This window comes from Pedobacter sp. T50_32 (genome assembly GCF_057652195.1).
Genome location: NZ_JBYFBY010000003.1, coordinates 127768 through 152879, shown reverse-complemented (window position 1 = coordinate 152879; position 25112 = coordinate 127768). Strand labels below are relative to the sequence as shown.

At 36.6% G+C, this 25112-nt stretch carries 24 protein-coding genes; 8 read left to right on the top strand and 16 right to left on the bottom strand.

All coding sequences use genetic code 11. From position 1 onward, the window contains the following. Window positions 1-124: 124 nt before the first annotated feature. From AC23ME_RS11385 to AC23ME_RS11370, 4 genes are all read left to right on the top strand, one after another. Window positions 125-610 (top strand): PaaI family thioesterase, encoded by a 486-nt coding sequence (locus AC23ME_RS11385; protein WP_487727893.1) that lies wholly within the window; start codon window positions 125-127, stop codon window positions 608-610. 59 nt (window positions 611-669) lie between these two features. After that, window positions 670-1296: an AlbA family DNA-binding domain-containing protein gene (locus AC23ME_RS11380; protein WP_487727892.1), complete on the top strand. Its 627-nt coding sequence runs from the start codon at window positions 670-672 to the stop codon at window positions 1294-1296. A 94-nt stretch (window positions 1297-1390) separates the two neighbouring features. Then, window positions 1391-2770 carry an MATE family efflux transporter gene (locus AC23ME_RS11375; protein ID WP_487727891.1) on the top strand — a complete coding sequence of 460 codons (1380 nt, stop codon included), beginning with the start codon at window positions 1391-1393 and terminating at the stop codon, window positions 2768-2770. Window positions 2771-2804: 34 nt separating this feature from the next. Then, window positions 2805-3944, top strand: coding sequence for a cytochrome-c peroxidase (locus AC23ME_RS11370; RefSeq protein ID WP_487727890.1), 1140 nt, complete (start codon window positions 2805-2807; stop codon window positions 3942-3944). A gap of 2 nt (window positions 3945-3946) precedes the next feature. Here AC23ME_RS11370 and AC23ME_RS11365 read toward each other — a convergent pair whose 3' ends face one another. The 7 genes from AC23ME_RS11365 to AC23ME_RS11335 form a co-directional block, all read right to left on the bottom strand. Beyond that, window positions 3947-4105 (bottom strand): hypothetical protein, encoded by a 159-nt coding sequence (locus AC23ME_RS11365; protein ID WP_487727889.1) that lies wholly within the window; start codon window positions 4103-4105, stop codon window positions 3947-3949. A gap of 149 nt (window positions 4106-4254) precedes the next feature. Further along, on the bottom strand, window positions 4255-4665 hold the full coding sequence (locus AC23ME_RS11360; protein ID WP_487727888.1) for a GxxExxY protein: 411 nt from the start codon (window positions 4663-4665) through the stop codon (window positions 4255-4257). A gap of 85 nt (window positions 4666-4750) precedes the next feature. Beyond that, entirely contained in the window at window positions 4751-5845 is a 1095-nt protein-coding gene (gene dinB, locus AC23ME_RS11355) for a DNA polymerase IV (protein WP_487727887.1), read from the bottom strand. Continuing rightward, entirely contained in the window at window positions 5845-6780 is a 936-nt protein-coding gene (locus AC23ME_RS11350; RefSeq protein WP_487727886.1) for a hypothetical protein, read from the bottom strand. Before AC23ME_RS11350 ends, dinB begins: the two co-directional genes overlap by 1 nt. Window positions 6781-6796: 16 nt before the next feature. Continuing rightward, window positions 6797-7546 carry a hypothetical protein gene (locus AC23ME_RS11345; protein WP_487727885.1) on the bottom strand — a complete coding sequence of 250 codons (750 nt, stop codon included), beginning with the start codon at window positions 7544-7546 and terminating at the stop codon, window positions 6797-6799. 38 nt (window positions 7547-7584) lie between these two features. Next, window positions 7585-8268 carry a pseudouridine synthase gene (locus tag AC23ME_RS11340; protein ID WP_487727884.1) on the bottom strand — a complete coding sequence of 228 codons (684 nt, stop codon included), beginning with the start codon at window positions 8266-8268 and terminating at the stop codon, window positions 7585-7587. 57 nt (window positions 8269-8325) lie between these two features. Continuing rightward, window positions 8326-9204 carry a hypothetical protein gene (locus AC23ME_RS11335; protein WP_487727883.1) on the bottom strand — a complete coding sequence of 293 codons (879 nt, stop codon included), beginning with the start codon at window positions 9202-9204 and terminating at the stop codon, window positions 8326-8328. 135 nt (window positions 9205-9339) lie between these two features. Between AC23ME_RS11335 and AC23ME_RS11330 the strand changes: the two genes are divergently transcribed. Together AC23ME_RS11330 and AC23ME_RS11325 are read left to right on the top strand one after the other, a co-directional pair. Beyond that, complete coding sequence (locus AC23ME_RS11330; RefSeq protein ID WP_487727882.1) at window positions 9340-10944, top strand: Na+/H+ antiporter; 1605 nt, start codon at window positions 9340-9342, stop codon at window positions 10942-10944. Between the two features lie 131 nt (window positions 10945-11075). After that, window positions 11076-11960, top strand: coding sequence for a bestrophin family protein (locus AC23ME_RS11325; RefSeq protein ID WP_487727881.1), 885 nt, complete (start codon window positions 11076-11078; stop codon window positions 11958-11960). A gap of 126 nt (window positions 11961-12086) precedes the next feature. Here AC23ME_RS11325 and AC23ME_RS11320 read toward each other — a convergent pair whose 3' ends face one another. The 4 genes from AC23ME_RS11320 to AC23ME_RS11305 form a co-directional block, all read right to left on the bottom strand. After that, on the bottom strand, window positions 12087-12992 hold the full coding sequence (locus AC23ME_RS11320; RefSeq protein ID WP_487727880.1) for a histone deacetylase family protein: 906 nt from the start codon (window positions 12990-12992) through the stop codon (window positions 12087-12089). Window positions 12993-13055: 63 nt separating this feature from the next. Next, on the bottom strand, window positions 13056-13916 hold the full coding sequence (locus AC23ME_RS11315; RefSeq protein WP_487727879.1) for a bestrophin family protein: 861 nt from the start codon (window positions 13914-13916) through the stop codon (window positions 13056-13058). A 9-nt stretch (window positions 13917-13925) separates the two neighbouring features. Then, window positions 13926-15203, bottom strand: a complete 1278-nt coding sequence (gene kynU / locus AC23ME_RS11310) for a kynureninase (protein WP_487727878.1) — start codon at window positions 15201-15203, stop codon at window positions 13926-13928. Between the two features lie 92 nt (window positions 15204-15295). Then, window positions 15296-16234 (bottom strand): exonuclease domain-containing protein, encoded by a 939-nt coding sequence (locus tag AC23ME_RS11305; RefSeq protein ID WP_487727877.1) that lies wholly within the window; start codon window positions 16232-16234, stop codon window positions 15296-15298. A 250-nt stretch (window positions 16235-16484) separates the two neighbouring features. Between AC23ME_RS11305 and AC23ME_RS11300 the strand changes: the two genes are divergently transcribed. Then, a complete protein-coding gene (locus AC23ME_RS11300; RefSeq protein ID WP_487727876.1) occupies window positions 16485-18461 on the top strand; it encodes a DUF3858 domain-containing protein in 1977 nt (658 codons plus the stop codon). Next, window positions 18461-20359: a DUF3858 domain-containing protein gene (locus tag AC23ME_RS11295; protein WP_487727875.1), complete on the top strand. Its 1899-nt coding sequence runs from the start codon at window positions 18461-18463 to the stop codon at window positions 20357-20359. Before AC23ME_RS11300 ends, AC23ME_RS11295 begins: the two co-directional genes overlap by 1 nt. Window positions 20360-20407: 48 nt before the next feature. Here AC23ME_RS11295 and AC23ME_RS11290 read toward each other — a convergent pair whose 3' ends face one another. Genes AC23ME_RS11290 through mutS form a run of 5 tightly spaced genes read right to left on the bottom strand, consistent with a single transcriptional unit; the run spans window position 20408 to window position 25024 of the window. Continuing rightward, window positions 20408-21028: a thioredoxin family protein gene (locus tag AC23ME_RS11290; RefSeq protein ID WP_487727874.1), complete on the bottom strand. Its 621-nt coding sequence runs from the start codon at window positions 21026-21028 to the stop codon at window positions 20408-20410. Between the two features lie 12 nt (window positions 21029-21040). Continuing rightward, window positions 21041-21535: a TlpA disulfide reductase family protein gene (locus AC23ME_RS11285; protein WP_487727873.1), complete on the bottom strand. Its 495-nt coding sequence runs from the start codon at window positions 21533-21535 to the stop codon at window positions 21041-21043. A 57-nt stretch (window positions 21536-21592) separates the two neighbouring features. Then, window positions 21593-22090: a C40 family peptidase gene (locus AC23ME_RS11280; protein ID WP_487727872.1), complete on the bottom strand. Its 498-nt coding sequence runs from the start codon at window positions 22088-22090 to the stop codon at window positions 21593-21595. A 2-nt stretch (window positions 22091-22092) separates the two neighbouring features. After that, window positions 22093-22377, bottom strand: a complete 285-nt coding sequence (locus AC23ME_RS11275) for an RNA polymerase alpha subunit C-terminal domain-containing protein (protein WP_487727871.1) — start codon at window positions 22375-22377, stop codon at window positions 22093-22095. A 37-nt stretch (window positions 22378-22414) separates the two neighbouring features. Then, window positions 22415-25024 (bottom strand): DNA mismatch repair protein MutS, encoded by a 2610-nt coding sequence (gene mutS / locus AC23ME_RS11270; protein WP_487727870.1) that lies wholly within the window; start codon window positions 25022-25024, stop codon window positions 22415-22417. Window positions 25025-25112 lie beyond the last annotated feature (88 nt).

Here is a 25112-nt window from a genome sequence, read left to right as displayed (position 1 = left end):
TGCACCATTATTTATCAAAATTTTCGAAGGTAGTATATCTATACATCTGCGGCTAAAAGTTATATTGAAGTTAAGTTTTAAACAAAGCTTTTTTACTTCAATACAAAATGTGATATTTAAAATAATGATAGTTTCTGAGCGCACCCTAAAATGGGCATTAAGTTTATATCCACCCTTATTATTTCAACGCATTTGGGTAAGAAAATTCCATGAAGGATTTAAAGGGGTCGACGTTAAAATCAGCAATAGCGTATTGAATAGAAACTACAATGGTTCTATTTTCGGAGGAACAATTTACGCAGCTACAGATCCATTTTATGCCATTTTGTTTGATCAGCTGATGCAGCGGAAAGGTTATAAATGTAGGGTTTGGCTAAAAAGTGCTTCCATTCAATATTTAAAACCCGGGCTCACCGCTTTATATTTTACCATACAAATAACTGATGAAATGATTGCAGAAGCCGAAAAAGCGCTAAATGAGCATGGGAAATTTGTAAAAGCTTATCCGATGGAACTTTATAATAAACAAGGTGAACTTTGTGCAACGGTGAGCAATGAAGTTTATTTGAGGCTTAAATTCCCTGGAGAAAAGCAACGCGTAGCCATCTAAATATAAAGTTAAAAGTGTAAAGTAAAAAGCTGCTATTCTATAAATTAAGTATTTTAAAGATGAACATCAAAAGAGTGATACTTGCCGGAGAGAACGTAAATATTGATTTTAAGAAGACGATTAGTAATTGCGAAAAAATTGCTAAAACCTTAGTGGCTTTTGCTAATAACAAAGGTGGCAAACTTTTAATTGGCGTGGCCGATGATGGAACAATTAAGGGCGTAAAGGCTGAAGAGGAAGAAAAATACATGATCAACAAAGCAGCGCATCAGTTTTGTAAACCAGCTTTAGAGCCTAATTTTGAAGAATACATTGTAGATGATAAGCTGGTTTTAGTTGCTGAAATACCGAGAAGTGATACCAAGCCACATTATGCTTTAGATGAGCAAGGCAAATGGTGGGTTTATTTCAGGGTACAGGACAAAAGTGTGTTGGCTAGCAAAATATTAATTGAAGTATTGAAAAAGGATGGCGATAATGAAGGAACGCTCATTGCATATTCTGAACAAGAAAAATTATTGCTCGAATACCTGGGCGAAAATGGTCGCATCACTTTAAAGGAGTTCAGTAAACTAACTAGAAGTGCCTACAAAAAAGCGCAGAAAATTATCGTGAGCCTTATTTTATCGGGTATTATTTTACCTCATATCACAGAAAAAGAAGAATATTATGTTTTAGCAGATTAAGGTTTGTTGAAAGGTTGTAAAGTTTGAATGTTGTACACTAGAAACTAAAAACTGCGCACTGCAAACTGGAAACTAATTCCGACTTTTGTGGCGTATGTTCACTTATTCGTTTGCCAAGTACAAATCTTACTATAAAGATAACCTTATTTTAGCGCTACCTATTGTTTTATCACAATTGGGGCACACCTTAGTGCACATGGCCGACGGAATGATTGTAGGCCATTTTGCAGGAACTGTTCAGTTAGCTGCCGTTTCCTTGGTAAACAGTTTATTCATGCTCATTTTGGTTCTTGGATTAGGTATTTCATACGGCTTAACACCATTAATTGCACAAGCAAACGGTAGTAAGAATAAGGAAGAGTGCGGTCAGCTACTTTCTAATAGCATATTAATTAATATAACAGCTAGCATCATTTTGTATGGATTGGTGTTGTTGGTTTATTACAAAGTGATTGATCATTTAGGGCAATCTCCAGACGTGGTTTTACATGCTAAACCTTATTTGCAATACATGGGTATTTCTATTTTTCCATTGATGATTTTCCAAGCATTTAAGCAATTTACAGAAGGTTTAGGGTTTACCAAACAAGCTATGCTAATCACAATTTGGGGCAACGTAATTAATGTGATATTGGGAATTATCTTTGTTAGGGGGATGTTTGGCATTAGCCCGATGGGTGTTAGTGGCGTAGGTTTAAGTACCTTGATAGATCGTATTTTAATGGCGATTGCCATGGGCGCTTATGTTTTCAACTCTACAAATTTCAAAGACTATCTTTCTAAATTTAAATTGTTCTCGTTTGACTTTTCGAGGATCAGGAAGATTGCCAAACTTGGTGCTCCAGTTGCAATGCAATATTCTTTTGAGATCAGTGCTTTTAGTGGGGCGGGCATTTTAATTGGTACTATCGGCAAGGTAGAACAAGCAGCACATTTCACTGCATTATCATTGGCAGCGTTTACTTATATGTTGGCTACGGGCATTGCTAACGCCGCTACCATTAAAACTGGAAATAATTTTGGGAGTAAAAAATTCGGACCTTTGCGCTTATCAGCGATAGCCAGTTACCATATTGTGATTGTTTTTATGTCTGTCACAGCTATCATCTTTCTGTTAGCAAATAACTTGCTGCCTTATATTTACACTAGCGATACAACGGTTATTGCCATAGCTGCCCAGTTGCTTATCATCGCAAGTTTTTTCCAATTATTTGATGGTACTCAGGTTGTAGGTTTGGGCGTACTTAGAGGCTTGGGCGATGTAAATATGCCAACTTTCATCACGTTTTTATCTTATTGGGTTATTGGTATCCCGGTAGGTTATTTATTGTGTTTCCATTTTGGGTTTGGTGTTAAAGGCATTTGGTACGGTTTAACCTTTGGTTTATTAACTGCTTCTATCCTACTCTTTATCAGGTTTCAGAACAGAACAAAGAAGTTAGCTGCCGAGAAAACTGAACTTAATCAAGTTTAAGATTAAGTGTTTTGCAATTGCTTACTTTTGTGCAATGAATAAGGCTTTGCTAATTCTTACTTTCTTTCTCGTTGGCTTGTTATTGATTTCCTTTAAATCGAATGATTGGGAAATGAATAGTGATTTAACAATAGATTCATTAAGAAAAATTTATTCGCAGCCTAGTAAATATTGGCCAAAACCTAATGTAGATAAAGAAGTTAAGTTCGAAGAATTAGCAGCCTTACAGTCCTCTCCTATCGATTTATCTAATGATTCTATTAAAAATGTAGTTGAATTAGGCAAACTACTTTTCTTCGACAATCGTCTTTCTGGTTCTAATCAGATCTCTTGTGCCACTTGCCATGATCCGGCGTTGAACTGGGCAGACGGTAAAGCTGTTTCCATTGGACATGAACAATTAGCAAACATCCGCAATGCGCCATCTTTAGAGAACGTTTGGGTGTACAATAGTTTCTTTTGGGATGGAAGGGCGAAGTCTTTAGTTGAGCAAGCCGAAGGACCAATTTCGGCACACAACGAGATGAACCAAGATTTGAAGTCTTTAGCAAAGAAACTTTCGAAAGTTAAAGGTTACAAACCTCATTTTGCTGCCGCATTCGGATCTTCAAAAATCACCAATCAGCGCATTTTTGAAAGTTTGGCTACTTTTCAGCAAACCATAGTAAGTGACAAAAGTGACTTTGATAAATTCCTAAACGGTGATGTTAAAGCTTTAACTGACCAACAATTACAGGGATTACATTTGTTTAGAACAAAAGCCAGATGCATGAACTGCCATCACGGTGCTTACTTTACCGATAGAGACTTTCACAACATCGGATTAACAGAATACGGCACCAAAAATGAAGATTTAGGTTTATACAACTTCACCAAAAAACCTGAAGATGTAGGCAAATTTAAAACACCAGGATTAAGGAATGTGATGCAAACTGGTCCATGGTTTCATCAGGGTTCTGTGAAAAACATGGATAGCTTAATGGTGTTGTACAATATGGGAATGCCCGAACATGTTGTTTTAGCTCATCAAAAAGATGATCCGTTGGTGCCTAAAAACGATAAATTGGTGCGAGGAATTATGTTGAATATTAGAGAAAGAAAAGCCATCATTGCTTTTTTAGAAGCATTGTCATCTCCGCCAATCATTATTAAAGCAGAGCGATTACCAAAGTAGACCTAAATTTTATCGCTACTGTGTTTCTCTGGCTTTAGTTCTTTTTGGTTAAGTTCTTTTTCCAGATCCTTTTGGTCTTTACGATTTCTTTTAATCACAAAGTAGATAAAACCCAAAATTGCCACAATGGCTACAGCGATAAGAATAAAGTTGATCTTCATTATCTAATATTTGATAACAAATTTAACCGCAACAGGTTAACTAGAAGTTAATTGGATATTAAAGTTTACATTTTAAAACATTAAGAAGTTAAGGATAGTTTAGTTTTGTTCTCAATTAAGCTTAGTTTTTTGACGGTTTGTAATAATCTTTAGAAATCCTCTGGAAGCATTTTAAAATAATCATTGACGAATGGTTTCATCGACTTAGCAATGTTGTCGGTGAAAAAGTTGAATAGTAAACCTTGCGGCTTTTTGAGTAGTTTCATATAGGTAAGAAGTTGTGCTTCGTAAACTGGATGAATTTCTTCCACTGCTTTCAACTCGACTACTACAGTATCATTCACTAATAAATCTAATCTCAATTCAGTATCTAGGATGATATCTTCATAAGTTACAGGTACCCAAATCTGTTGTACTACAGAATAACCATTTTTTGAAAGTTCGTAATGGAGGCACTTTTCATACACGCTTTCAAGTAACCCTGGTCCGAGCGCCTTATGAACTTTTATTGCGTAGCCTGTAATTTCATAAGATAGTTGCGTAACGTGTTTCTTAGTCATATTTGATGTTTTCTAATCAATTTAACACTAGTTATCTATAATTAGAAAATACCTTAATAAATCTCAACTCCTTAATGTTTTAAAACTAAAACAACCTAGCTTGTTCTACTATTCTATTCCTAACTTTCGGTTCATTAAAATTGGAAAAGCCAACACCAATTAAACGTACAGATTTACCATCAAAATCAGCATTTTCAATTAAATTCTTTGCTGCAAGAAAAGCATCTTCTTCTTTGGTAATAGTATGCTCAAAAGAGTTACTTCTGGTAATTTGCTTAAAGTCTGCAAATTTTATCTTAACAGTTATTGTTCTACCAAACATCTGGTACTGATTTAGGCGTTTAAAAGCCGACTGCGTAACTGATAATAATCGTTCGTACAGTTCATTTCCTTTGTCTAAATCGTAACTAAAAGTATCTTCAGAACTTACAGACTTCATTTCCCGATCCGGTTTTACCGCTCTATTATCGATACCACGAACAATGTTGTAAAAGAATTTTCCAGATTTTCCGAATAACAACATCAAACGATCTTCAGTAAGTTTTTTTAAATCACTACCTTTTCTAATACCCTGTAGTTTCATTCGATGTGCGGTAACTTTGCCTACACCATGAAATTTTTCGACAGGCAATTTCTCCATGAATTTTTCAATTTTAGAAGGACCAATGAAAGTCAGGCCATCGGGTTTATTCATATCAGAAGCTATTTTAGCCACAAACTTGTTGATCGAAACTCCCGCCGATGCGGTCAAATTAAGCTCTTCTTTTATAGCTTTCTTAATTTCTTCTGCAATAGTTATGGCAGAGCCAATATTGAGTTTGTCTTCAGTAACGTCTAAATAAGCTTCATCTAAAGAAAGTGGTTCTATCAAATCTGTATATCTACTAAAGATCTCTCTAATTTGTTTAGAAACTTCTTTATAAGCATTAAACCTAGGATATACAAAAATGGCATAAGGACAAAGCTGCTGTGCTTTTTTAGACGACATTGCCGACCGAATGCCATAAGCCCTCGCCTCGTAACTGCAGGTAGCCACTACTCCTCCTCTACCTTCGGGCGAACCGCCAACAACCAAAGGCTTACCTCTGAACTCTGGAAAATCTCGTTGTTCAACAGAAGCATAAAAGGCATCCATATCAATATGAATGATTTTTCTACGTTTTACGGCTTCCTTTTCCATTACTCTAAAATAAACTTTTCATACGCCCTTTTATCCCAAAACCGATAATTTTTGTTAGCGAACTTTGTTCCGTTAAAGATCGAGTGGATAAATCCGTTTTTTTCAACCAATACGGTGTGATAGATCTTTGCCTCTGGGTTTTTAATCAATGTGATAGCTACTGATGATGATTGACCAGTCCACCTCAATTGCGTAGTGTCTTCTTCTAAATTTAGATTTTTCAGATCTTTTGCCATCAGTTTACTTCTGTACCAAGTTCCGCCAGTTGGCGATACCAACGGTTTTCCATTATAAACCACCACGCTATCATTGTAGGCAATTACCTGTAACGATTTGTGTGTTTCCTGAAGCCAATTATTTAGCTTTCGCTGATGTTTTTCCGTTTCGTAGCCATAGGTTGCGTCTAAAAGACTGATGCGTTCGATGTAGTTTGGAATTTTGGGCTGCGAATTAATGAAACCGAAAATAAAACTTCCACCACCACTGTGACCATTCAAAGTGAGTTTAGATTTTGAACCTTTATACTTCAAATGGATATCTTCGACAATTTTAGAGATAATGCTATCTGCATTTTTGGTTTGTCTTCGCCATGCAGGCCAGCTTTTTAATGAATTTTCTAGGTAGACAACAATGTAATCATGCTTTTGATCTTCCTGTCTGATAAAGCTGGTTTGAGCGCCAATGTGCTGTATATCGAAATGCCAATCATCGCCTTTGGCTAGTTTCTTACCGAATGTTTGTGCAGTAGTATTGCCGTTTGGCAAAGCATAAATGATAATTTTTGCAGGTTTAGATCTTAAGTTTTCAGGCTCGTCAAAAGTGATTATTATACCATTTTCTAATTTAGAAACAGGCATTGCTTTCATCTTTTGCTCGAAAGTTTGAGCAAAAATTGATAATGGCAGCAATAGAAGAACTATGAAGTACCTGTTCATACTTCAAATTTAGCATTTATTTGGTTTTCGGCTTCCGACCGATGTTAATTACTGCACCAATACTAAAAACCGAATGTCCCGCATTTAGAAATTTTCTGTTCCGTAAGCCAATATTACTACCACTGGTATATTGCAATTGAAATTGCTCGCTCAATATCATTCTTGTAAAGAAAACAGGTTCAATAAAGATGTTATCTTCATTAACTTGTGGTACACCATTCAGCTTAAAATCTTTGGTAGAAGCAAAACTTAAACGCCAAGCTGTACCGTAATTCAATCCAAAATCTATGCCTAACAATCTTAATTTACTTACCTTCTTAGAGCTATAGTTAGCCTGCACAAACATTTTGGTATAATTAGCATCGTAAATATCAGTGCTCATTAAAATGCCATCATCGTAGTCTCTTACCACACGTTTACTGCTTGCGGTTCCCATGCCGGCGTAAAATTCCAATATCCTATTGTCTTCAGGGCCGAACGTTTTAAAATAACCGCCGCCAAATTCGAAATAGTTGTGCTTAACGTCTCGTTTTCTACGTTCGTTGTTCATAGATCCAAAGTTGACCATTGCTGCCAAATTATCGCTAAAAGCATAAGCGGTATTGATATTTACGTTTCCACGAAGAGAAATATGACCGCCAGCGGCAATCTCACCTTTGGTTGTTAACATTGGCGTATTTGGAACGCCCGGCATATAAATAGATGAACAACCACTGCACAATAAGATTACTGCAAGGATTGTAAGTAGCTTGTATTTTACTGGCATAATTCTACTAATAACACAAATAATGGTAGAAAATTGTTTTAAAGACTGAAATTCATCAAGGTCATCATCCTTTTGAACTCATCTTGTACGTCTGCTTTAATGGTGATTTTGTCTTTAGTAACAGGATGACTAAAGCTAAGATCTAATGCATGCAGCATCATCGTATTCATTTGCAGATGCTCTTTAAAGTATCTATTTTGCTTATTACAGCCATGTGGTCTATCACCAATTATGGGATGAAAAATGTGCGCAAAGTGTTTGCGTAGTTGGTGCATTCTTCCAGTTTTCGGGTTAGCTTTCACAAAACTATACCTTGAAGTTGGATGCTTACCAATTTCCAATGGAATTTCTGATTGTTGTAGCGTAACAAAACTTGTCTGCGCATCTTGTAGCGTACCATTTTCTTTTGCTAATGGATAGTCTATTTCCATTTCTAGTGGTGCGTAACCTCTTACAATAGCTAAATAATTTTTATCTACCAAACCGTCTTGAAACTGCTTTTGCATGGCAATTTCTGTTTCCTTATCAAATGCAAAAAGTAAAACTCCGCCAGTTTTTCTATCTAATCTATGGGTCGGATTAACATGACGACCAACTTGGTCTCGCAACATTTGTAAAGCAAATTCTTTAGCGTCATCAGCTATTTTAGAGCGGTGAACTAATAAGCCATGAGGTTTATTGATAGCGATAAGATATTCGTCTTGGTATACTATTTCTAACACAAGGCGAAGATAGAGAATATTGTATTTACAGATTAATCAATTTTTTAATGAGCTTAATTATTTCTTAATTTTTCTTTTAGAGAAGTTAATTTTATCAGCATATTCTTCTTTAAGATTAACAATAATTACCCCGTGCTTTGCTTTTGAACCATACGTGGCTCTTGCTTTAGCATCTTTTAAAATCTCTATTTTTTCTATCCAATTTGGATTAATCTTTTGGAAGTCGTCATTTTTTAAAGTACAAGTCTGTTTACCTACAGACACCACATACAATGGTAGAGTAGACGTATCTACAACATGTAGACCTCCAAGTCTTATTGTAAGTTCTTCGCGTAATTTAACGAGCATATTTGTACTGATATTCTGCTCAATAATCTGGTATCCTACAAGTTCAAAAACTAATGGATGAATTCTTTCTTCGACAGCTAACGTGATTTTAAATAGTCCTAAACTATCAGTATGGGCAATCACATTTCGAAATCCTTTTCTACTGATTTTTACATTAACCAATGGATTTCCATTCATATCCGTTACCTTCCCTTTAATATCAGTTGCAACTAACTGTGCAGATTTCGCCTGTATAATTTTGGAATCGGAAGAAGTTATTTGATTATCGCTAACGCTAATATTCTTTTGAGCCTTTAAACCAGTTGTTGGAATGACAGCGCTTGCACCTAGTGCAAATCCTAATAACCAATGCCAGTTATTTTTTTGTTGAGGGATAGCTAATTCTCTATTTAATTGAGACGATGATAATCTGCCACAAACATTTGCCTTCTTTTTGGTAAAAAATTCAATTATCTCAACATCTGATTTTGTAGTCAAATCGACAACTTGTTTTGTACAACTATGGCAATAACGCCCTAATTTTGAAGGTGTCATCTCCAACCAGTTCTCAGTACAAGGGTTGGTTAGCAAAATCTGTAGTTTTTTCATATTTAACTGATGCCTAGGTTTTGATTATTCCACAAATGTATTTTTCAAAATAGTTAATGCTTTTCTAATAATCTTAAAATCTCACCTTTTTTCATAGCTAGCTAAGTATTACTTTCGTAGAAAAAAACCTATGATATGCATCACAATTTACTACTAGTATTAGCGCTACTATTTGTCGTTTTTCTTTTGGTAATGCTAGCCCAAAGAATTAAAGTTGCCTACCCTATTTTTCTAGTTATAGCTGGTTTAGGGATCAGTTTTATTCCTGGCATGCCAATTTTACATCTCGATCCAGATTTGATTTTCTTGATATTTTTACCACCCCTACTTTACGAGGCTGCTTGGTATACTTCATGGAATGATTTTTGGAAATGGAAACGACCAATTGCACTACTTGCTTTTGGATTGGTATTTTTTACCTCTACCGTTATCGCTTATACATCTGCATCACTAATTCCAGGCTTTACCTTAGCGCTAGGCTTTTTATTGGGAGGGATTGTTTCTCCGCCAGATGCGGTAGCTGCTGCCACTGTTTTAAAAGGAATGAAAGTGCCTAAAAGAGTGCTTACCATTTTAGAAGGCGAAAGTTTAGTGAACGATGCTTCTTCTTTAATTGTATTTAAATTTGCTTTGGCTGCTGTATTAACTGGTGCATTTTCTATGCAGCAGGCTACTGGTCAATTTTTCTTAGTGGCAGGAATGGGTATTGTAGTTGGTTTGGTTGGCGCAAATATCATGTACGTCATCCATCGGTTTTTGCCAACTACACCAGCAATTGATGCAGCTTTAACGGTGATGACACCCTATATTTTGTTTCTCGGCGCAGAACAATTTCACTACTCTGGTGTAATGGCTGTGGTTAGCGGCGGTTTGTTTATTTCTTGGCGATCTCACGAAATATTTAAAACTGGTAACACGAGGTTAAATATGTTGGGCGTTTGGACCACACTTATTTTCGTGATGAATGCCTTGGTTTTCGTACTTATTGGATTAGAACTTCCGGAAATTATTCACGGTTTAGGAGAATACTCAATTTGGGACGGAATTAGGTATGGATTAATCATCAGTGCTATTACTATCGCTCTTCGGTTTTTATGGGTTTATCCAGCTGCGTTTGTACCAAGATGGTTAAGTGCTAAAATCAGAAAAGACCCATCTCCGGGTTGGAAAGGTCCTCTGGTAATTGGTTGGGCCGGAATGCGTGGCGTGGTTTCTTTAGCAACCGCTTTATCCATTCCATTGCTAATGGATGGAAATGCATTTCCTCATCGTAACCTAATTATCTTCATCACATTTGTGGTTATTTTTATTACGCTGGTGGTGCAGGGTTTATCCTTGCCGTTTATCATCAAACTTATTAAAATTGAAGAGATTGATAACATTGCTCGTAGCGAAGAACAGCAAACTGGTATTCAATTGAAACTAGATGAGTTAGCTTTGGAAATGATCAATCAACATCATTTAGAAAAAACTAGGGAGAATGAATTGATTGGTTTTTATAGAAACGGTTTGGAAGTTAGTATCGCTGATGGGAAGAAACAACTCGCTTCCCTAGAATGCAGCGAAACAGAAATTGAGGAAATTCACACCTATCAACATTTGCTTTTAGAGGTTTATGCAGCGCAGCGAAAAGAACTGTTTAAGCTTCGTAAAGGGAAGTTTTACAGTGATGATGAAATTAGAAAAGCTGAATTACAGCTAGATTTGAATGAATTAAAAATTACGGGCGCAGGCCATTAACATCTAAAAATGAATAGCGGAAGAATATATAAACTACATCACTTTATTGCTTGGACAAGGAGTAAAATTTATTACCTGATTATAGTTAGCGCATTCCTACGGTATTATATTATTTCTTTGAATTGAAATGGTTGGCCATACCTTGGGTGCCAGTTGCTTTGGTGGGTACAGCTACAGCCTTTATTGCTGGTTTTAGAAATACACAAACCTATAATCGCCTATGGGAAGCTAGGCAAATTTGGGGTGCCATTGTAAATAACAGCAGGGCTTGGGGAATGATGGTGAAAGATATGGTGAGAGATACAGATGCTGCAAACGAGAAAATATTACATCAAGATTTGATCTATCATCATTTTGCTTGGTTAACGGCTTTGAGATTTCAATTGAGAGAAAGCCGAGGCTGGGAAAACGTGAAAACCAAAAGTTACAATAGAGAGTATCTGAACTATTATAAAGTACCCGAATGGGAAAGCGATTTATCGGAAGAATTGAAAAAATACATGAACGATGAGGAACTGACAATCATCCTTAAAAAGAAAAACAAAGCAGCGCAGATTTTAGCTTTACAATCAACGCATTTACGTTCTTTAAATGAGCAAGGCAAAATTAGCGATTTGAATTATGTAGAAATGCAGGCTTTGTTAAAAGAACTATATGATCAGCAAGGTAAGAATGAGCGTATCAAGAACTTCCCTTATCCAAGACAGTTTGCAAGCATAAATGTAATGTTTGTTTATTTGCTTTCTATCGTTTTGCCGTTGGGCTTTTTAAGCGAGTTTTCTAAAATAGGATTACAATTTGTGTGGTTAACAATTCCCATTAGTGTAGTGGTTGGCTGGGTATTTTTCACTTTAGAACAAGTGGGCGAAAGCACTGAAAATCCATTTGAAGGTGGCGCAAACGACGTTCCTATCAGTTCTATGAGTAGAGCAATTGAGATTGATTTACGTGATATGTTGGGCGAAGATAATTTGCCAGAGCCTCTAGTGGCGAATAGTAATCATATTTTGATGTAGAATTTGTTTTCGTACGTAAAAATTATTTAGAAACATTTATAACTGATGCTGAAATAAATTCAGCATGACAGATCACTCGTTAACGTCACCCTGAATTTATTTCAGGGTCTGCTAAAATTTGAGAAATTACAAAGCAAATAAGTCAAAAGCTGTTCTGAAGGTATTACAATGAGCATCAACAATAATTTTAATATCTTCAGAATAACCTCCACCCATGCTCACTTGTACTGGCAACCCGTGTTTAATGCAAGTTTCAAAAACAAGTTGATCGCGTTGTTTGCAAGCGGCTTTGCTCAAAGATAATTTTCCTAACTTGTCGCTTTCCAATACATCAACACCAGAAAGATAAAACACGAAATCTGGTTGATGTTTTTTGATAATCGATGGAAGTTTATCGTTTAAGATATTCAGAAATTCCTCGTCATTTGTTTCATCAACTAAAGGGATGTCTAGGTCAGATTTTTCTTTTCGGAATGGGAAGTTTTTCTCACCATGCATCGAAAACGTAAATACTCGCTCTTCTCTTTCGAATATTTCTGCAGTTCCATTTCCTTGATGCACATCTAAATCTACGATGAGAATGCGTTTTGCTAACTGATGATTAAGCAAATAACTCGCGGCTATGGCTTGGTCGTTCAATAAACAAAAACCTTCGCCCCAATTGCTCCCGGCATGATGTGTACCGCCAGCAACGTTAAAAGCAATGCCATTTTTTTGTGCATAAACAGCTCCGTCAATCGTTCCCTGTGCTATTCTAATTTCTCGCTCTACCAGTTGTGCATCCAAAGGAAAACCTATTCTACGTTGTTCCTGATACGGTAATGAGAGTTCTTTTAATTGCTGCCAATAGTCGATGTGATGTACACTTATAATGTTTTCTTCATCCGTTGGTTCTGGAGCAAATAAATTATCTTCTTCTATTGTTCCCTCATGTAATAACTGTGCAGGTATCAATTCATATTTCACCATTGGAAAACGATGTCCAGCTGGCAAAGGATGTGCGTATATGGGATGATAAGCGATTTTGATCATTGGAATTGCTGAGGTAGTCTAAGCAAGTGTTGGTTCAGTTAAACAATTAAACGGTTTCAACGATTAACCAAGAATTTCCCCTACGTGTTTCTCAATTTTATCTGCTATTTCATCCACAGGTAAATCGTTGGCATCGGTACCAAATGGATTTTCAATTTCCTCTGCAATTAATTCTAAACTCGCCAATACGTAAAGGATAAAAGGCACAATAGCTATTACAAAATAACCTAAGCTAAATACCCATCCAAACGGTAAAGTAATTACATAAACGAAAATGAATTTTTTGATAAACGCACTGTAAGAATACGGAATTGGCGTGTTTTTAATTCGTTCGCAAGCTCCGCAAATGTCAGTAAATTGGGTACTATCTGTACTTAACGTAATTAATTGTTCTGCAGTTATTTTTCCAGCTCTATTTAAATCAAAAAGCCTATTTGTTATACTCACCGCCACCTGATTTGGGATATGTTTACCGCCATCAATCTCTATTAAAACACTGTTTTTACCGAAGTACTGTTTCTCACGCAAGTGCTCTTTCAATGCAAAAGCATACTTCGCAATAGCGTATTTAAAGAACTCCTTGTCTTCTTTGCTTAGGTTTAGTGCATTAATTCTGATAGCAAAATTTCTACTTACGTTTACCAAACCTCCTAATAGCCTTCTGCCCTCCCACCATCTATCGTAAGAAGTATTTGTTCTAAACACCAAAAGCATAGAGATTACAAAGCCTAAAAGGTTGTGCATCATTCCTACATTTTTAATGTAAGTAGTCTCCGCCAGTTTGATATGGTTAAGCTCTAGGTAAGCAATAATTCCGGAGAATACTGATACACTTAACATCAATTTCCAAAGCTTAAAAAACGTATCTGCTTTGTGAAAACCAAATATAAAAGTGATCCACTCTTTAGGGTTGTAATTAATCATTGTTGATATTTATTTACTAACGGATAAAAGTAATTCTCCAGTCCTGAAAACATCTTCGAAACTGTTATACATTGGTACTGCGCTTAATCTGATCACATTAGGTTCACGCCAGTCGCCTAAAACATTATTTTTTACTAAATGGTCGAAAATTTTCTTTCCATCGCTTTTAGCAATGATAGAAACTTGTGCCCCTCTTTCATCTGGATTTTTTGGCGTGATGATCTTGAATTGCTCAAATCCAAGCTTAGTGTTCACTTCATCAATAATGTAAATTAGATAAGCACTCAGAACCTTGCTTTTCTCTCTCAATGGCTGCATAAAACCTACTTTTTCGAACAAAGTAAGCGAAGCGTGATACAAAGCCATTGGCATCACTTGCGTGCAGCTTACTTGCCAACCATCTGCGCCAGCTTCTGGTACAAACCCTTTTTCCATTAAAAAACGATTGTTTTCTTGGTAGCCCCACCATCCCGCAAAGCGATGTATAGATTGGTCTGAAAAATGCTTTTCGTGCACAAAAATGCCACTTATTCCTCCTGGACCTGCATTTTGATATTTGTACGAACACCAGCAAGCAAAATCTACATCCCAGTTGTGTAATTGCAAAGGCACATTTCCTGCAGCATGCGCTAAATCGAAACCTACTTTTGCTCCAGCCTTATGCCCTGCTTTGGTAATGGCTTCCATATCGAACAACTGACCGGTGAAATAATTAATTCCGCCAAAAAGTACTAAAGCAATTTCGTCGCCATTAGCCTCAATAGCGGAAATGATATCCTCTGTTTTTAAAATGTATTCACCTTCTTTTGGTGCTACTTCAATGATAGCCTCTTTAGGATCGAAACCATGAAAACGCACCTGACTTTCTATGGCGTACTGATCTGATGGAAACGCTCCAGCTTCCATGATAATCTTAAATCGTTCTTTGGTAGGTCTGTAAAAACTCACCATCAACAAATGTAGGTTAACCGTTAAGGTATTCATCGGACAAACCTCTGCTTCACTAGCTCCTACTATTGGCGCCATCAATCGTTTCAGTTCCTTGTGATAGAACATCCAAGGTTCATTGCCTTCAAACCAGCCTTCTACGGCCAAGTTCTGCCAGTTGTCTAATTGTTTGCCTAAAACCTCTTTGGCTACTTTAGGTTGAAGTCCTAAAGAGTTGCCACACAAATAAATAAAAGGTTTTCCGTTTTGCTGCGGAAACAGGTATTCGTTTCGCATCTCTCTCAGTGGATCTTGTTGATCAAGAGATTGGGCAAAAGCTAAGTTATTTTCGAAAGTCATTTTTATATAGGAATAAGTTGTTAGAGATTAGGTATTAGTCGATAAAATTTAGAAATACTGGCTCCTAATTCCTAGCGATTAATACCTAAAAACTACTTTCCAAATTTCATTTTCAATTGATCCAACATATCATTGGTAACTGGTTTGGCAGGTTCCGATTTTCTTGGTTGAGGGTTTTGCTTATGCGCAGGTGCTTGTTGGCTACGAGCTTGCTTTTGTTCGTCTTTTTTAGCCGACCAGCGTTTCCAAATTTCTTCCAGTTTTTTCTTGGTGAACAAAGGAAAATCGCCCTGCATCATCCAAGCATAGTAACTAGGTTCGGTATTAAAAATGCTTTCTAAGGTTTTGCCTTTATGCTTGCCGAAATTAATGCACTCTTCTCCGTTTTCATTATAAACCATGCGGCCCGCATAATCTACCGACCTATTCATGTTGGTAAAAGTGTGCAGCGCCTCAACATCGTTCTTTACTGGTACAGAAACATTTCCCTGTTTGTCTTCAAATTCAGTATGTTCGTATTTCTCCAATTGCGCTAATAAAACTTCGTAAGTCGCTCTTATATCGGCTTCTGCAGAATGCGCATTTACCAAATCCTTCTCACAGTAAAACTTGTAAGCGGCCTTTAAAGTACGTTGCTCCATCTGGTGGAAGATATTCTGCACATCAACAAACTTTCTGTCGTTCATATCCAAATCAACACCAACGCGTAAAAACTCTTCCAGTAACATCGGAATATCGAACTTATTAGAATTGTAACCCGCTAAATCTGCATCACCAATAAAATCCGCAATTTCTTGGGCTACATCACCAAATTTAGGTGCATCCTTAATATCTTCATCGTAAATACCATGAATAAGCGAAGTAACCAACGGAATAGGCATTTCTGGATTGATACGTTTGGTTAAGATTTGCTCTGAACCATCTGGCATTGCTTTTAAGATAGCAATTTCAACAATTCTGTCTACTCCTACACTTATACCTGTGGCTTCTAGGTCAAAAAATGCTAACGGACGTTTTAAGTTTAATTTCATCAGTTTATCTTATTGTTTTTCAATAGTTGATGAGAACTCTCCGATTGCATCGGTTTCAGTTTCATCTATTTATATTTTCAATGGTTGATGAGCACTGCGCACAATTTTAGGCGTCGATTTCATACAAGAATATCATTGAGCCAAATTTGCTAAAAACAAAGCGTACTTTATATTTTTTACACTAAAAAAGCGCAGAATTTATTCAGTTTATTCTAATTGTTGGATATATTGCAGTATCAAACTATTTTCAATGTTAAGGATCTTAATTTTCGCTTTATTACTCTCTCCCATTTGTGCAAGCGCTCAAAGTTTTACTTTCGGAGAATTGTCGGATAACGACCGTACTTTCGACAGAAAGCAGCTAGATAGTAATGCTAATGCAGTATATCTTAATGAAGCTGGGTCTACCCGTTTCAGTTTCGATTCGGAAACTGGCCAGATGAGGTTGGTGCACGAATACCACGCTCGTATTAAGATCTTTAATAAGGAAGGTTTTAGTGCTGCAAATATAATTGTACCTCTTTACAAAAGCGGAACCGGAAACAACGATCACGAAACTATATCAGAAGTCAAAGCTTCTACATTTAATTACCAAAACGGAAGAATGGATGAAACGACAATGTCGAATAAAGCCGTTTTTCAAGAAGAAAAATCGAAATATTTAGCGCTTGCCAAGTTCACCTTGCCTAATTTGAAAGAAAATTCTATCATAGAATATAGTTACAGAATAGAAACACCTTTTTTGTTCAACTTTAAAACTTGGCATTTTCAATCAGATATTCCTAAGGTAAACAGTACTTATGTTGCATATATTCCTGCAAATTATCGATATAATGTTTCTTTAAGAGGTTTTTACAAGCTCACAGATACCAAGGCAGAACTGAGCCGAGAATGTTTACGTGTAGCAGGCAAAGAAATGGATTGCTCTAAGCTTACCTATACGATGAAGAACTTGCCAGCATTTATCGAAGAAGATTACATGACTGCTCCAACCAACTATAAATCTGCCGTTTACTTTGAACTAGAAGAAGTTTTCTATTTAAATGGATCTAGTCAGAAATATACCAAAAGTTGGCGAGATATAGATTACGAGCTCACCAGCAATAGAGATTTTGGCGGCCAAATGAAACGGAAAGATGTTTTTAAAAGCATTTTACCTAGCCTTACCTCAAATGCCACTAACGATCTTGATAAAGCAAAGACGATATTCGAATACATTAAAAAGCAGATAAGATGGAATAACTACTATGGAAAATACAGCGAAACCAGTGTAAAAGAAGTAGTTGATAGAAGAAGTGGTAATGTTGCTGATATCAATTTTGCGTTAATTTCTGCGCTTTCTGCTGCCGATTTAGATGTAGAAGCTGTTATTCTTTCTACCAGAGATAATGGAACGCCGAATAAGCTCTACCCTATTATGAGCGATTTTAATTATGTAATTGCTAAGGTTAACATTGGCCAAGAGAGCTATCTATTAGACGCTTCTGAGCCGTTGTTGCCGTTCGGGTTACTTCCATTAAGGTGTATTAACGATCAAGGTAGAGTTATTAATCTTAAAAAACCTTCGTATTGGATTGATTTAAAAGCAGCCAAAAAAAGTGCCACTGCACACAGCTTAATTGGTAAAATGTCCGAGGATGGCAAAATTACGGGAACAATTACGACGATGGCTTTTGGTTTTAATGCGCTTAATACTAGAAAGGACATCAAAAAATATACGTCTGTAGATGAATATGTTGAAAAATTAGATGAACGTTTAAAGAATATCAAAATCAAAAATTATAAGATAAAGAACCTTGATAGTGTAGAAAATGCATTAATAGAGGAATATGAAGTAGAGCTTACCATCGCCGATGCTGAGCAAAATGCTACGAATTTCAATCCATTTTTTATCAACCCTGTTAGAAAAAACCCTTTTAAGTTAAGTGAGAGAAACTATCCGGTTGATTTGGGCGCAGCAAGTGAAGAAAGAATTTCAATTAATTTGGTGATGCCAGAAAATTATGTTTTGAAGGAACAACCTAAAGACTTATCTATTGCACTTCCTAATCAAGGTGGTAAATATATCTTAAAGACGACCTTGATAGACAACAACCTGTTAATCAATCAACATTTATTGTTTAGTAAAGCTATTTATACTTCAGAAGAATATCATTACCTAAAAGAGTTTTATAACAGAGTGATACAAGCACAAAAAGCGGATGTATTAATTGCAAAAAACAACTAATGAAGAGATTTCACTTTGTATGGGCATTGCTGCTTACGATAAGTGCTGCTAAAGCTCAAAACTATACGATAGAAAATATACCTGTTGCCTTAAAAAACCGAGCACATGCTGTTATAAGAGACAGTAAAACAACAATTGATATGCGCTCGCCAGAAAATGTACTGCTTAGTGTTGATAAAGCAGTTACAGTATTTAATAAAAACGGAGATAAACATGGGCAGCTGGTATTGTTTTACGATAAAAACACGGCTATTAGATCTGTTAGAAGCGAAATTTACGATGAGTTTGGGAAACAAGTCAGCAAGTTTTCTTTAAACAATTTCAAAGATGAAAGTGCCATCAATGACTTCTCTTTATTCGAAGATAGCAGAGTTAAATATTATATCCCGCAAATTAATTCATACCCGTACACCATAGTTTACCATTATGAAATTAGGAACAAGCAAAATCTAATTATTCCAGAGTGGCGACCAGTTCCAGGTTTCGATGTTTCGGTAGAGAAAAGCAGCTATCAGTTTATCAGCAATCCAGCAGATCAAATTAGAGTTAACGCCAAAAACTACAAAGGAACAGAGGAGGAACTGAACGTAGAAAAGCAAAAAGCAATACTTTGGCAGGTAGAGAACATTAATGCGTTAAAACATGAACCTTACGCACCTAATCCTGATATTTATTTTCCATCTATCAAAATTGCCCCTGTAAATTTTAGTTACTACAATTTTAAGGGTACATATACTGATTGGCAAGGTTTAGGCAAGCTGAGCTACGATTATTTGCTGAAAGACAGACGAGCTTTGCCGATGGAGACAGTTCAGGCGATTAAAGATTTGGTAAAAGACGAAACAAGCGACAGAGCTAAAGCAAAAAAGATTTATGAGCACTTTCAGAAGAAAACACGTTACATCAGCGTACAAATTGGTATCGGTGGCTTTCAGCCAGTAAAAGCTACCGATGTGGATAGATTAGGCTACGGAGATTGTAAAGCGCTGGTGAATTATATGATGGCGCTTTTAGAAGTTGCTGGTATTGAGTCTTATTATTGCGTGGTTGAAGCAGGCGATGAAAAGACAGATTTGATGCCTTCTTTTGCGAGTATGGAACAAGGAAACCACGTTATTTTGTGCTTACCATTAAACGGTGAACCAACTTGGTTAGAATGCACTAGCCAAGATACGCCTTTTGGTTATTTAGGTTCATTTACAGACGACAGATGGGTTTTAGCTTGTACCAAAGAAGGTGGAAAATTAATGAAAACCCCAAAATTTGAAGCCGCAAAAAGTGTCCAGTTACGTACAGGAGAACTTTCTCTATCAAAAAACGGAGCGATTTCTGGTAAAATTGAAACAAAGTTTACTGGATCTCAATTCGACAACCATTACTTTTTGCTTAAAAAATCGCCTACGGAAAGAGAAAAGCAATTAAAGTATTTGTACGACATCAACAATATTGAGTTTACTTCGATGGCTTTTGATGTTGATACGGAACAAGCGAAATTTATAGAGCAACTAGCTGTTGAAGTTGGTAATTATGCGGCTATCAACAATGGAAAAATAGTATTTACACCCAATTTATTTAATGTAAAACGATCTGTTCCAGCTGTGCGAAATAGATTTTTGCCTTTAGATTTAAAGCGTGGTTATGTAGATATTGATAGCATCAGTTTTAAGCTTGATGAAAACATTGTTCCAATAGTTATCCCTAAAGAAGTAAAAATAGATAACAAGTTTGGACAGTATGAGTTGTCTATAAAAATGAAAGATGGCCAATTACTGTACTACAGAAAACTAGAAATGAAAGATGGCCAGTTTAAGGCCGAAGAATATGAAGCCTTCGAAAACTTTGTGAACGAGGTTTCTAACAATGACAGAATTAGAGCAACATTGGTACTTAAACAATAAAAAAGCCTCAACAAATATTGCTGAGGCTTCCTATCGAGAATATCTTAACTACTTGCTAACTTCTTTTTTCCATTTTATGGTGCAACCAATTGCTTTGGTAGAGGCTACACTTGGCTTCTCTCCTTTTAGTAATTGATTTACTGCATTTTGTACATAATTATCCCTTTGCGGATTAGCTAATTGTTGGTCGTTATCAATAGCTCCTATATACGCTATTTCGTTACCTTTAGCGGTTTTTTGCAATACAAAAACGTGAGGTGTACGCATGGCGCCGTATTTTTTGGTATAAACATGGTCAGGATCTAGTAAATACGCAAAGCTGAAATTCTTCTCTTTAGCTCGTTCCTGCATTTTTTCATAAGTGTCTCCGGGAGAAGCCACCGGATCATTTGTATTGATAGCTACTACTGGATAGCCCTTTGAAGCGTACATTTTGTTCAATTCTTCTTTACGGCTCTCATAAGCTTTAGAAACTGGACAAGTGTTGCACGTAAATATCACAATGTAACCCTTAGCATTTTTGTAGTTTGCTAAAGAAACATTTTTACCGTCTACATTTTTCAAATTAAAATCTGAAGCTAAATCGCCAACCTGGTAACCAGTTTGATTTTGAGCATTTACGGCAGTAACCACAAATAAGGTTAGGCATGCCAATATTAACTTTTTCATTTCGATTAGGGTTTAATTAACTATTAAAGGTTTAACTGCTGTTGAAATGGTTTTAACAAGTTCTTCGTAGGTGAATGCTTTTTCGTAAAATGACCTCACCTTCTTATCCGTGTTCATTATTAAAGTTGCTGGTAAAGCACCAGACCAATTCTTGTCTACTCGGTCAATAAATTTCTGTTGATCCATTTCATTCACTACAAAAACTTCCGACTTTAACTTGTGCTTAGTGACAAAAGGTGCTACATCCGTCTTTAACTTCGATTTAAAATCTAGGCTCATCAATATCACTTTGAATGGCTTTTTCGCATTTTCGCTGGTCAGTCTTTCAAAATAAGGCAGTTCCTCTACACATGGCCCGCACCAAGTTGCCCAAAAATTTACTACATAGGTAGTGTCCTTCCCCTTGGCCACTCTTTGTTCTAATTCATTTAAAGTTAGCAATTTAACTTGTGCATTAACATTATAAGCTGCTAAGATTAATAGAATTGTTACGATGTATCTTTTCATCTATTAAAAGTTTAGATTTCTGTAATTTGGGATGACCTGCTCAGTTAAAACAAACAACTAATTCATTGTTCCTGTTTTAACAATGGCTCTTTGGTACACAGGCAAAGTCAAATCATCAACAATTACGCCCCTAGTAGTTGAGGCATGCACAAAGAAATCACCATTTAAATAAACACCAACGTGATCTACCTCTCTACCTCCAAAAGAAAAGAATATCAGATCTCCTTCTTTTAAATTATTGTAGCTACGTTTTTTTACCGCATCTGCTTGATCCCTCGATCTACGTGGCAACGATTTGCCGTAGATATCTTTTTGCAACAATAACGCAAAACCAGAGCAATCTATCCCACTTTTATCTAAGCCACCAAGCTTGTATTTAACACCAGTCCAATTGTTAATGAAACGATAAAGCGGTTTGCTTTTCAAATTGGCCATTGCATCTGCAGCACGGGCGGCTTTAGTATTGCTGGTGCTTTTTCTGCTACCGCAGGATGCCAATATCGACAAGAAAATCACACAAATCCATAATAAATAACTTCGTCTAACTGCTACCATATTTACTGTTTAAAAGTTAATCCCTCGGTTGCTAATAACTGTCTTAGCTTCGGCAAACTAGCTTTTCCCATACCATGAAGCTTTAAGATTTCTTTCTCTGTATAGCTGGAAAGCTTTTCTAAAGTTTCAATACTGGCTCCTTCCAAAGCCCTTCGTGCAGTCGCCGATAATTCTGCAAGAAAACCTTCATTTGGCTTTTGCGCTATTTCACAAATAGGACAAATTGGGCAGTCGCTACTTTTATAGTACTCATGTCCGTTTTCACATTTACGTAGTGTTTTTGCCATTTTACTTACGTCCAAAATGTTATTGCGAGGCTAAAACCTAATTCTTTATCAACCTTTGAATTTCGTCTAGTTTTAATAACGCCTCTACAGGAGTTAGCGTATTCACATCTAAGTTATTCAGCGAGTCGCGTATTTTAACCAACACAGGGTCATCAATAGCAAACATCTGTAGCTGATAAGCCTGATTTTGAACTTTCTTGATACTATCTTTAACGCTTTGTCCTTCGGTACGGTCTATTTCCAAGCGTTTTAATATTTCATTTGCCCTTCCTATCAGCTTTGCTGGCATACCCGCCATTTTAGCCACATGTATACCAAAACTATGCTCACTACCTCCCGGAACCAACTTACGTAAGAAAATAATCTTGTTCTGTAGTTCTTTACTGGTTACATTAAAGTTCTTAATACGGCTCATTGTATTTTCCAAGTCGTTTAATTCATGGTAGTGTGTAGCAAACAAGGTTTTTGGTCTAGCCGTTGGGTGCTCGTGCAAATACTCTGCAATAGCCCAAGCAATCGAAATACCATCGTAAGTACTTGTTCCTCGACCAATTTCATCTAATAAAATCAAACTCCTATCAGAGATGTTATTTAAGATACTAGCCGTTTCGTTCATTTCTACCATGAACGTACTTTCTCCACTCGAAAGATTATCAGAAGCACCAACCCTAGTGAAAATCTTATCTACAATACCAATAGTGGCAGATTTTGCAGGCACGAAACAACCCATTTGCGCCATCAAAACTATCAGTGCACTTTGGCGTAAAATAGCCGACTTACCCGACATATTCGGACCGGTAATCATCATGATTTGCTGCGTATCGTTGTCTAGATACACATCGTTCGTAATATACTCTTCTCCAACGGCTAAACGCTTCTCAATTACTGGGTGACGACCACCTTTGATGTCTAATTCTTTCGAATTGTTGAGTTCTGGTTTAGTATAGTAATTCTTAACTGCCAACTGCGAAAAGCATAACAACACATCTAATTGTGCAATTAAATAAGCATTTAGCTGTATCGGTTTAATAAAATGCGCCACTTGGTACATCAACTCATTATACAAACGAACTTCTATCGCTTGGATTTTCTCTTCAGCACCTAAAATCTGTTCTTCGTACTCCTTTAATTCTGGCGTAATGTATCGCTCTGCGCTTACCAAGGTTTGCTTACGGATCCAGCTTTCTGGTACTTTATCTTTATGCGTATGCGTAACCTCTAAATAATATCCAAAAACGTTGTTAAAAGATATTTTTAATGATGGAATACCTGTATTTTCAATCTCGCGACGTTGAATTTCTACCAAAAATTCTTTACCACCAAATGCTATTTTACGTAACCTATCCAATTCTTCATCAACACCATCGGCAATTACATTACCCTTTACCAATAAAGCTGGAGGATCTGCTTGTAACTCTCGTTCTAATTTATCTTTGATATTTGTACAAGGATTTAACTGCGATGCCAACACCTCCAAATATTGATTTTTACTATTGGCCGCTAACTTCTGTACGTCTTCTATATGTCCAAGAGCTCGTTTCAGTTGCAACAATTCCCTCGGACCAGCCTTTTGTAAACCAACCTTAGAGATCAATCTTTCTAAATCGCCGATAGGTTTAATATGTTGAAGAAATTCATCTGCTAGCACTTCATTTTTCACCAAGAAATCTACCATACCTAAACGCTCCTGAATAGGTTTCAGCTCCTTCAATGGCATGATAATCCATTTATGCAACAGCCTCGCTCCCATTGGTGTACAAGTGTTGTCTAGCACATCAAATAAAGTTACGGCATTGTCGTGCGGCGAACTCACCAATTCTAAATTTCGGATGGTAAAACGATCTAACCACATGTACTTTTCTTCCTCTACACGAGAAATCGAAGTAATATGTTGTAAGTTTCTGTGTTCGGTTTCGCCTAAGTAGTAAAGTACTACGCCTGCGGCTACAATTCCAGCAGTCAATTTATCTACCCCAAATCCTTTTAAAGAATTAACCTCAAAATGTTTAGTTAAAACTTCGGTAGCATAATCTTGCGTAAATGCCCAGTCATCAATGTGGAAAGTATAAAATTTATCGCCAAATAGCTGAGGAAACTCCGAACGTTTACTTTTTTGGTAAACAACTTCGGTTGGTTTAAAACTCTGTAAAAGTTTGTCTATATATTCTGCGTTACCCTGGGCAACCAAAAATTCGCCTGTAGAAATATCGCAAAATGCCACACCCATACTCGTCTTTTCAAAGTATACGGCAGCAAGGTAATTGTTAGATTTTTGGCTTAAAATATTGTCACTGTAAGCAACGCCTGGCGTTATCAATTCTGTAACACCACGTTTTACAATGGTTTTAGTCATTTTTGGATCTTCCAACTGATCGCAAATAGCCACCCTTTGTCCGGCCCTAACCAATTTAGAAAGGTAGTTTTCTAAGGAATGATGCGGGAAACCTGCCAATTCTAATGCACCATTGGGTCCAGTGCCACGTTTGGTGAGTACAATTCCTAAAATTTGAGAAGTTTTAATGGCATCCTCGCCAAAAGTTTCGTAAAAATCTCCTACTCTAAATAACAATAACGCACCAGGATATTTCGCCTTAATGGTATTGTATTGCTGCATTAATGGGGTAACGGTTTCTTTTGCTTTGGCCAAAATCTTAAAAATTTACTAAAGTGTAAAGATAGCATCTTGCGCCGTAGCGTAGCAGTTTTTGTGGAGAAATTATCGGATTGTGGAGAGG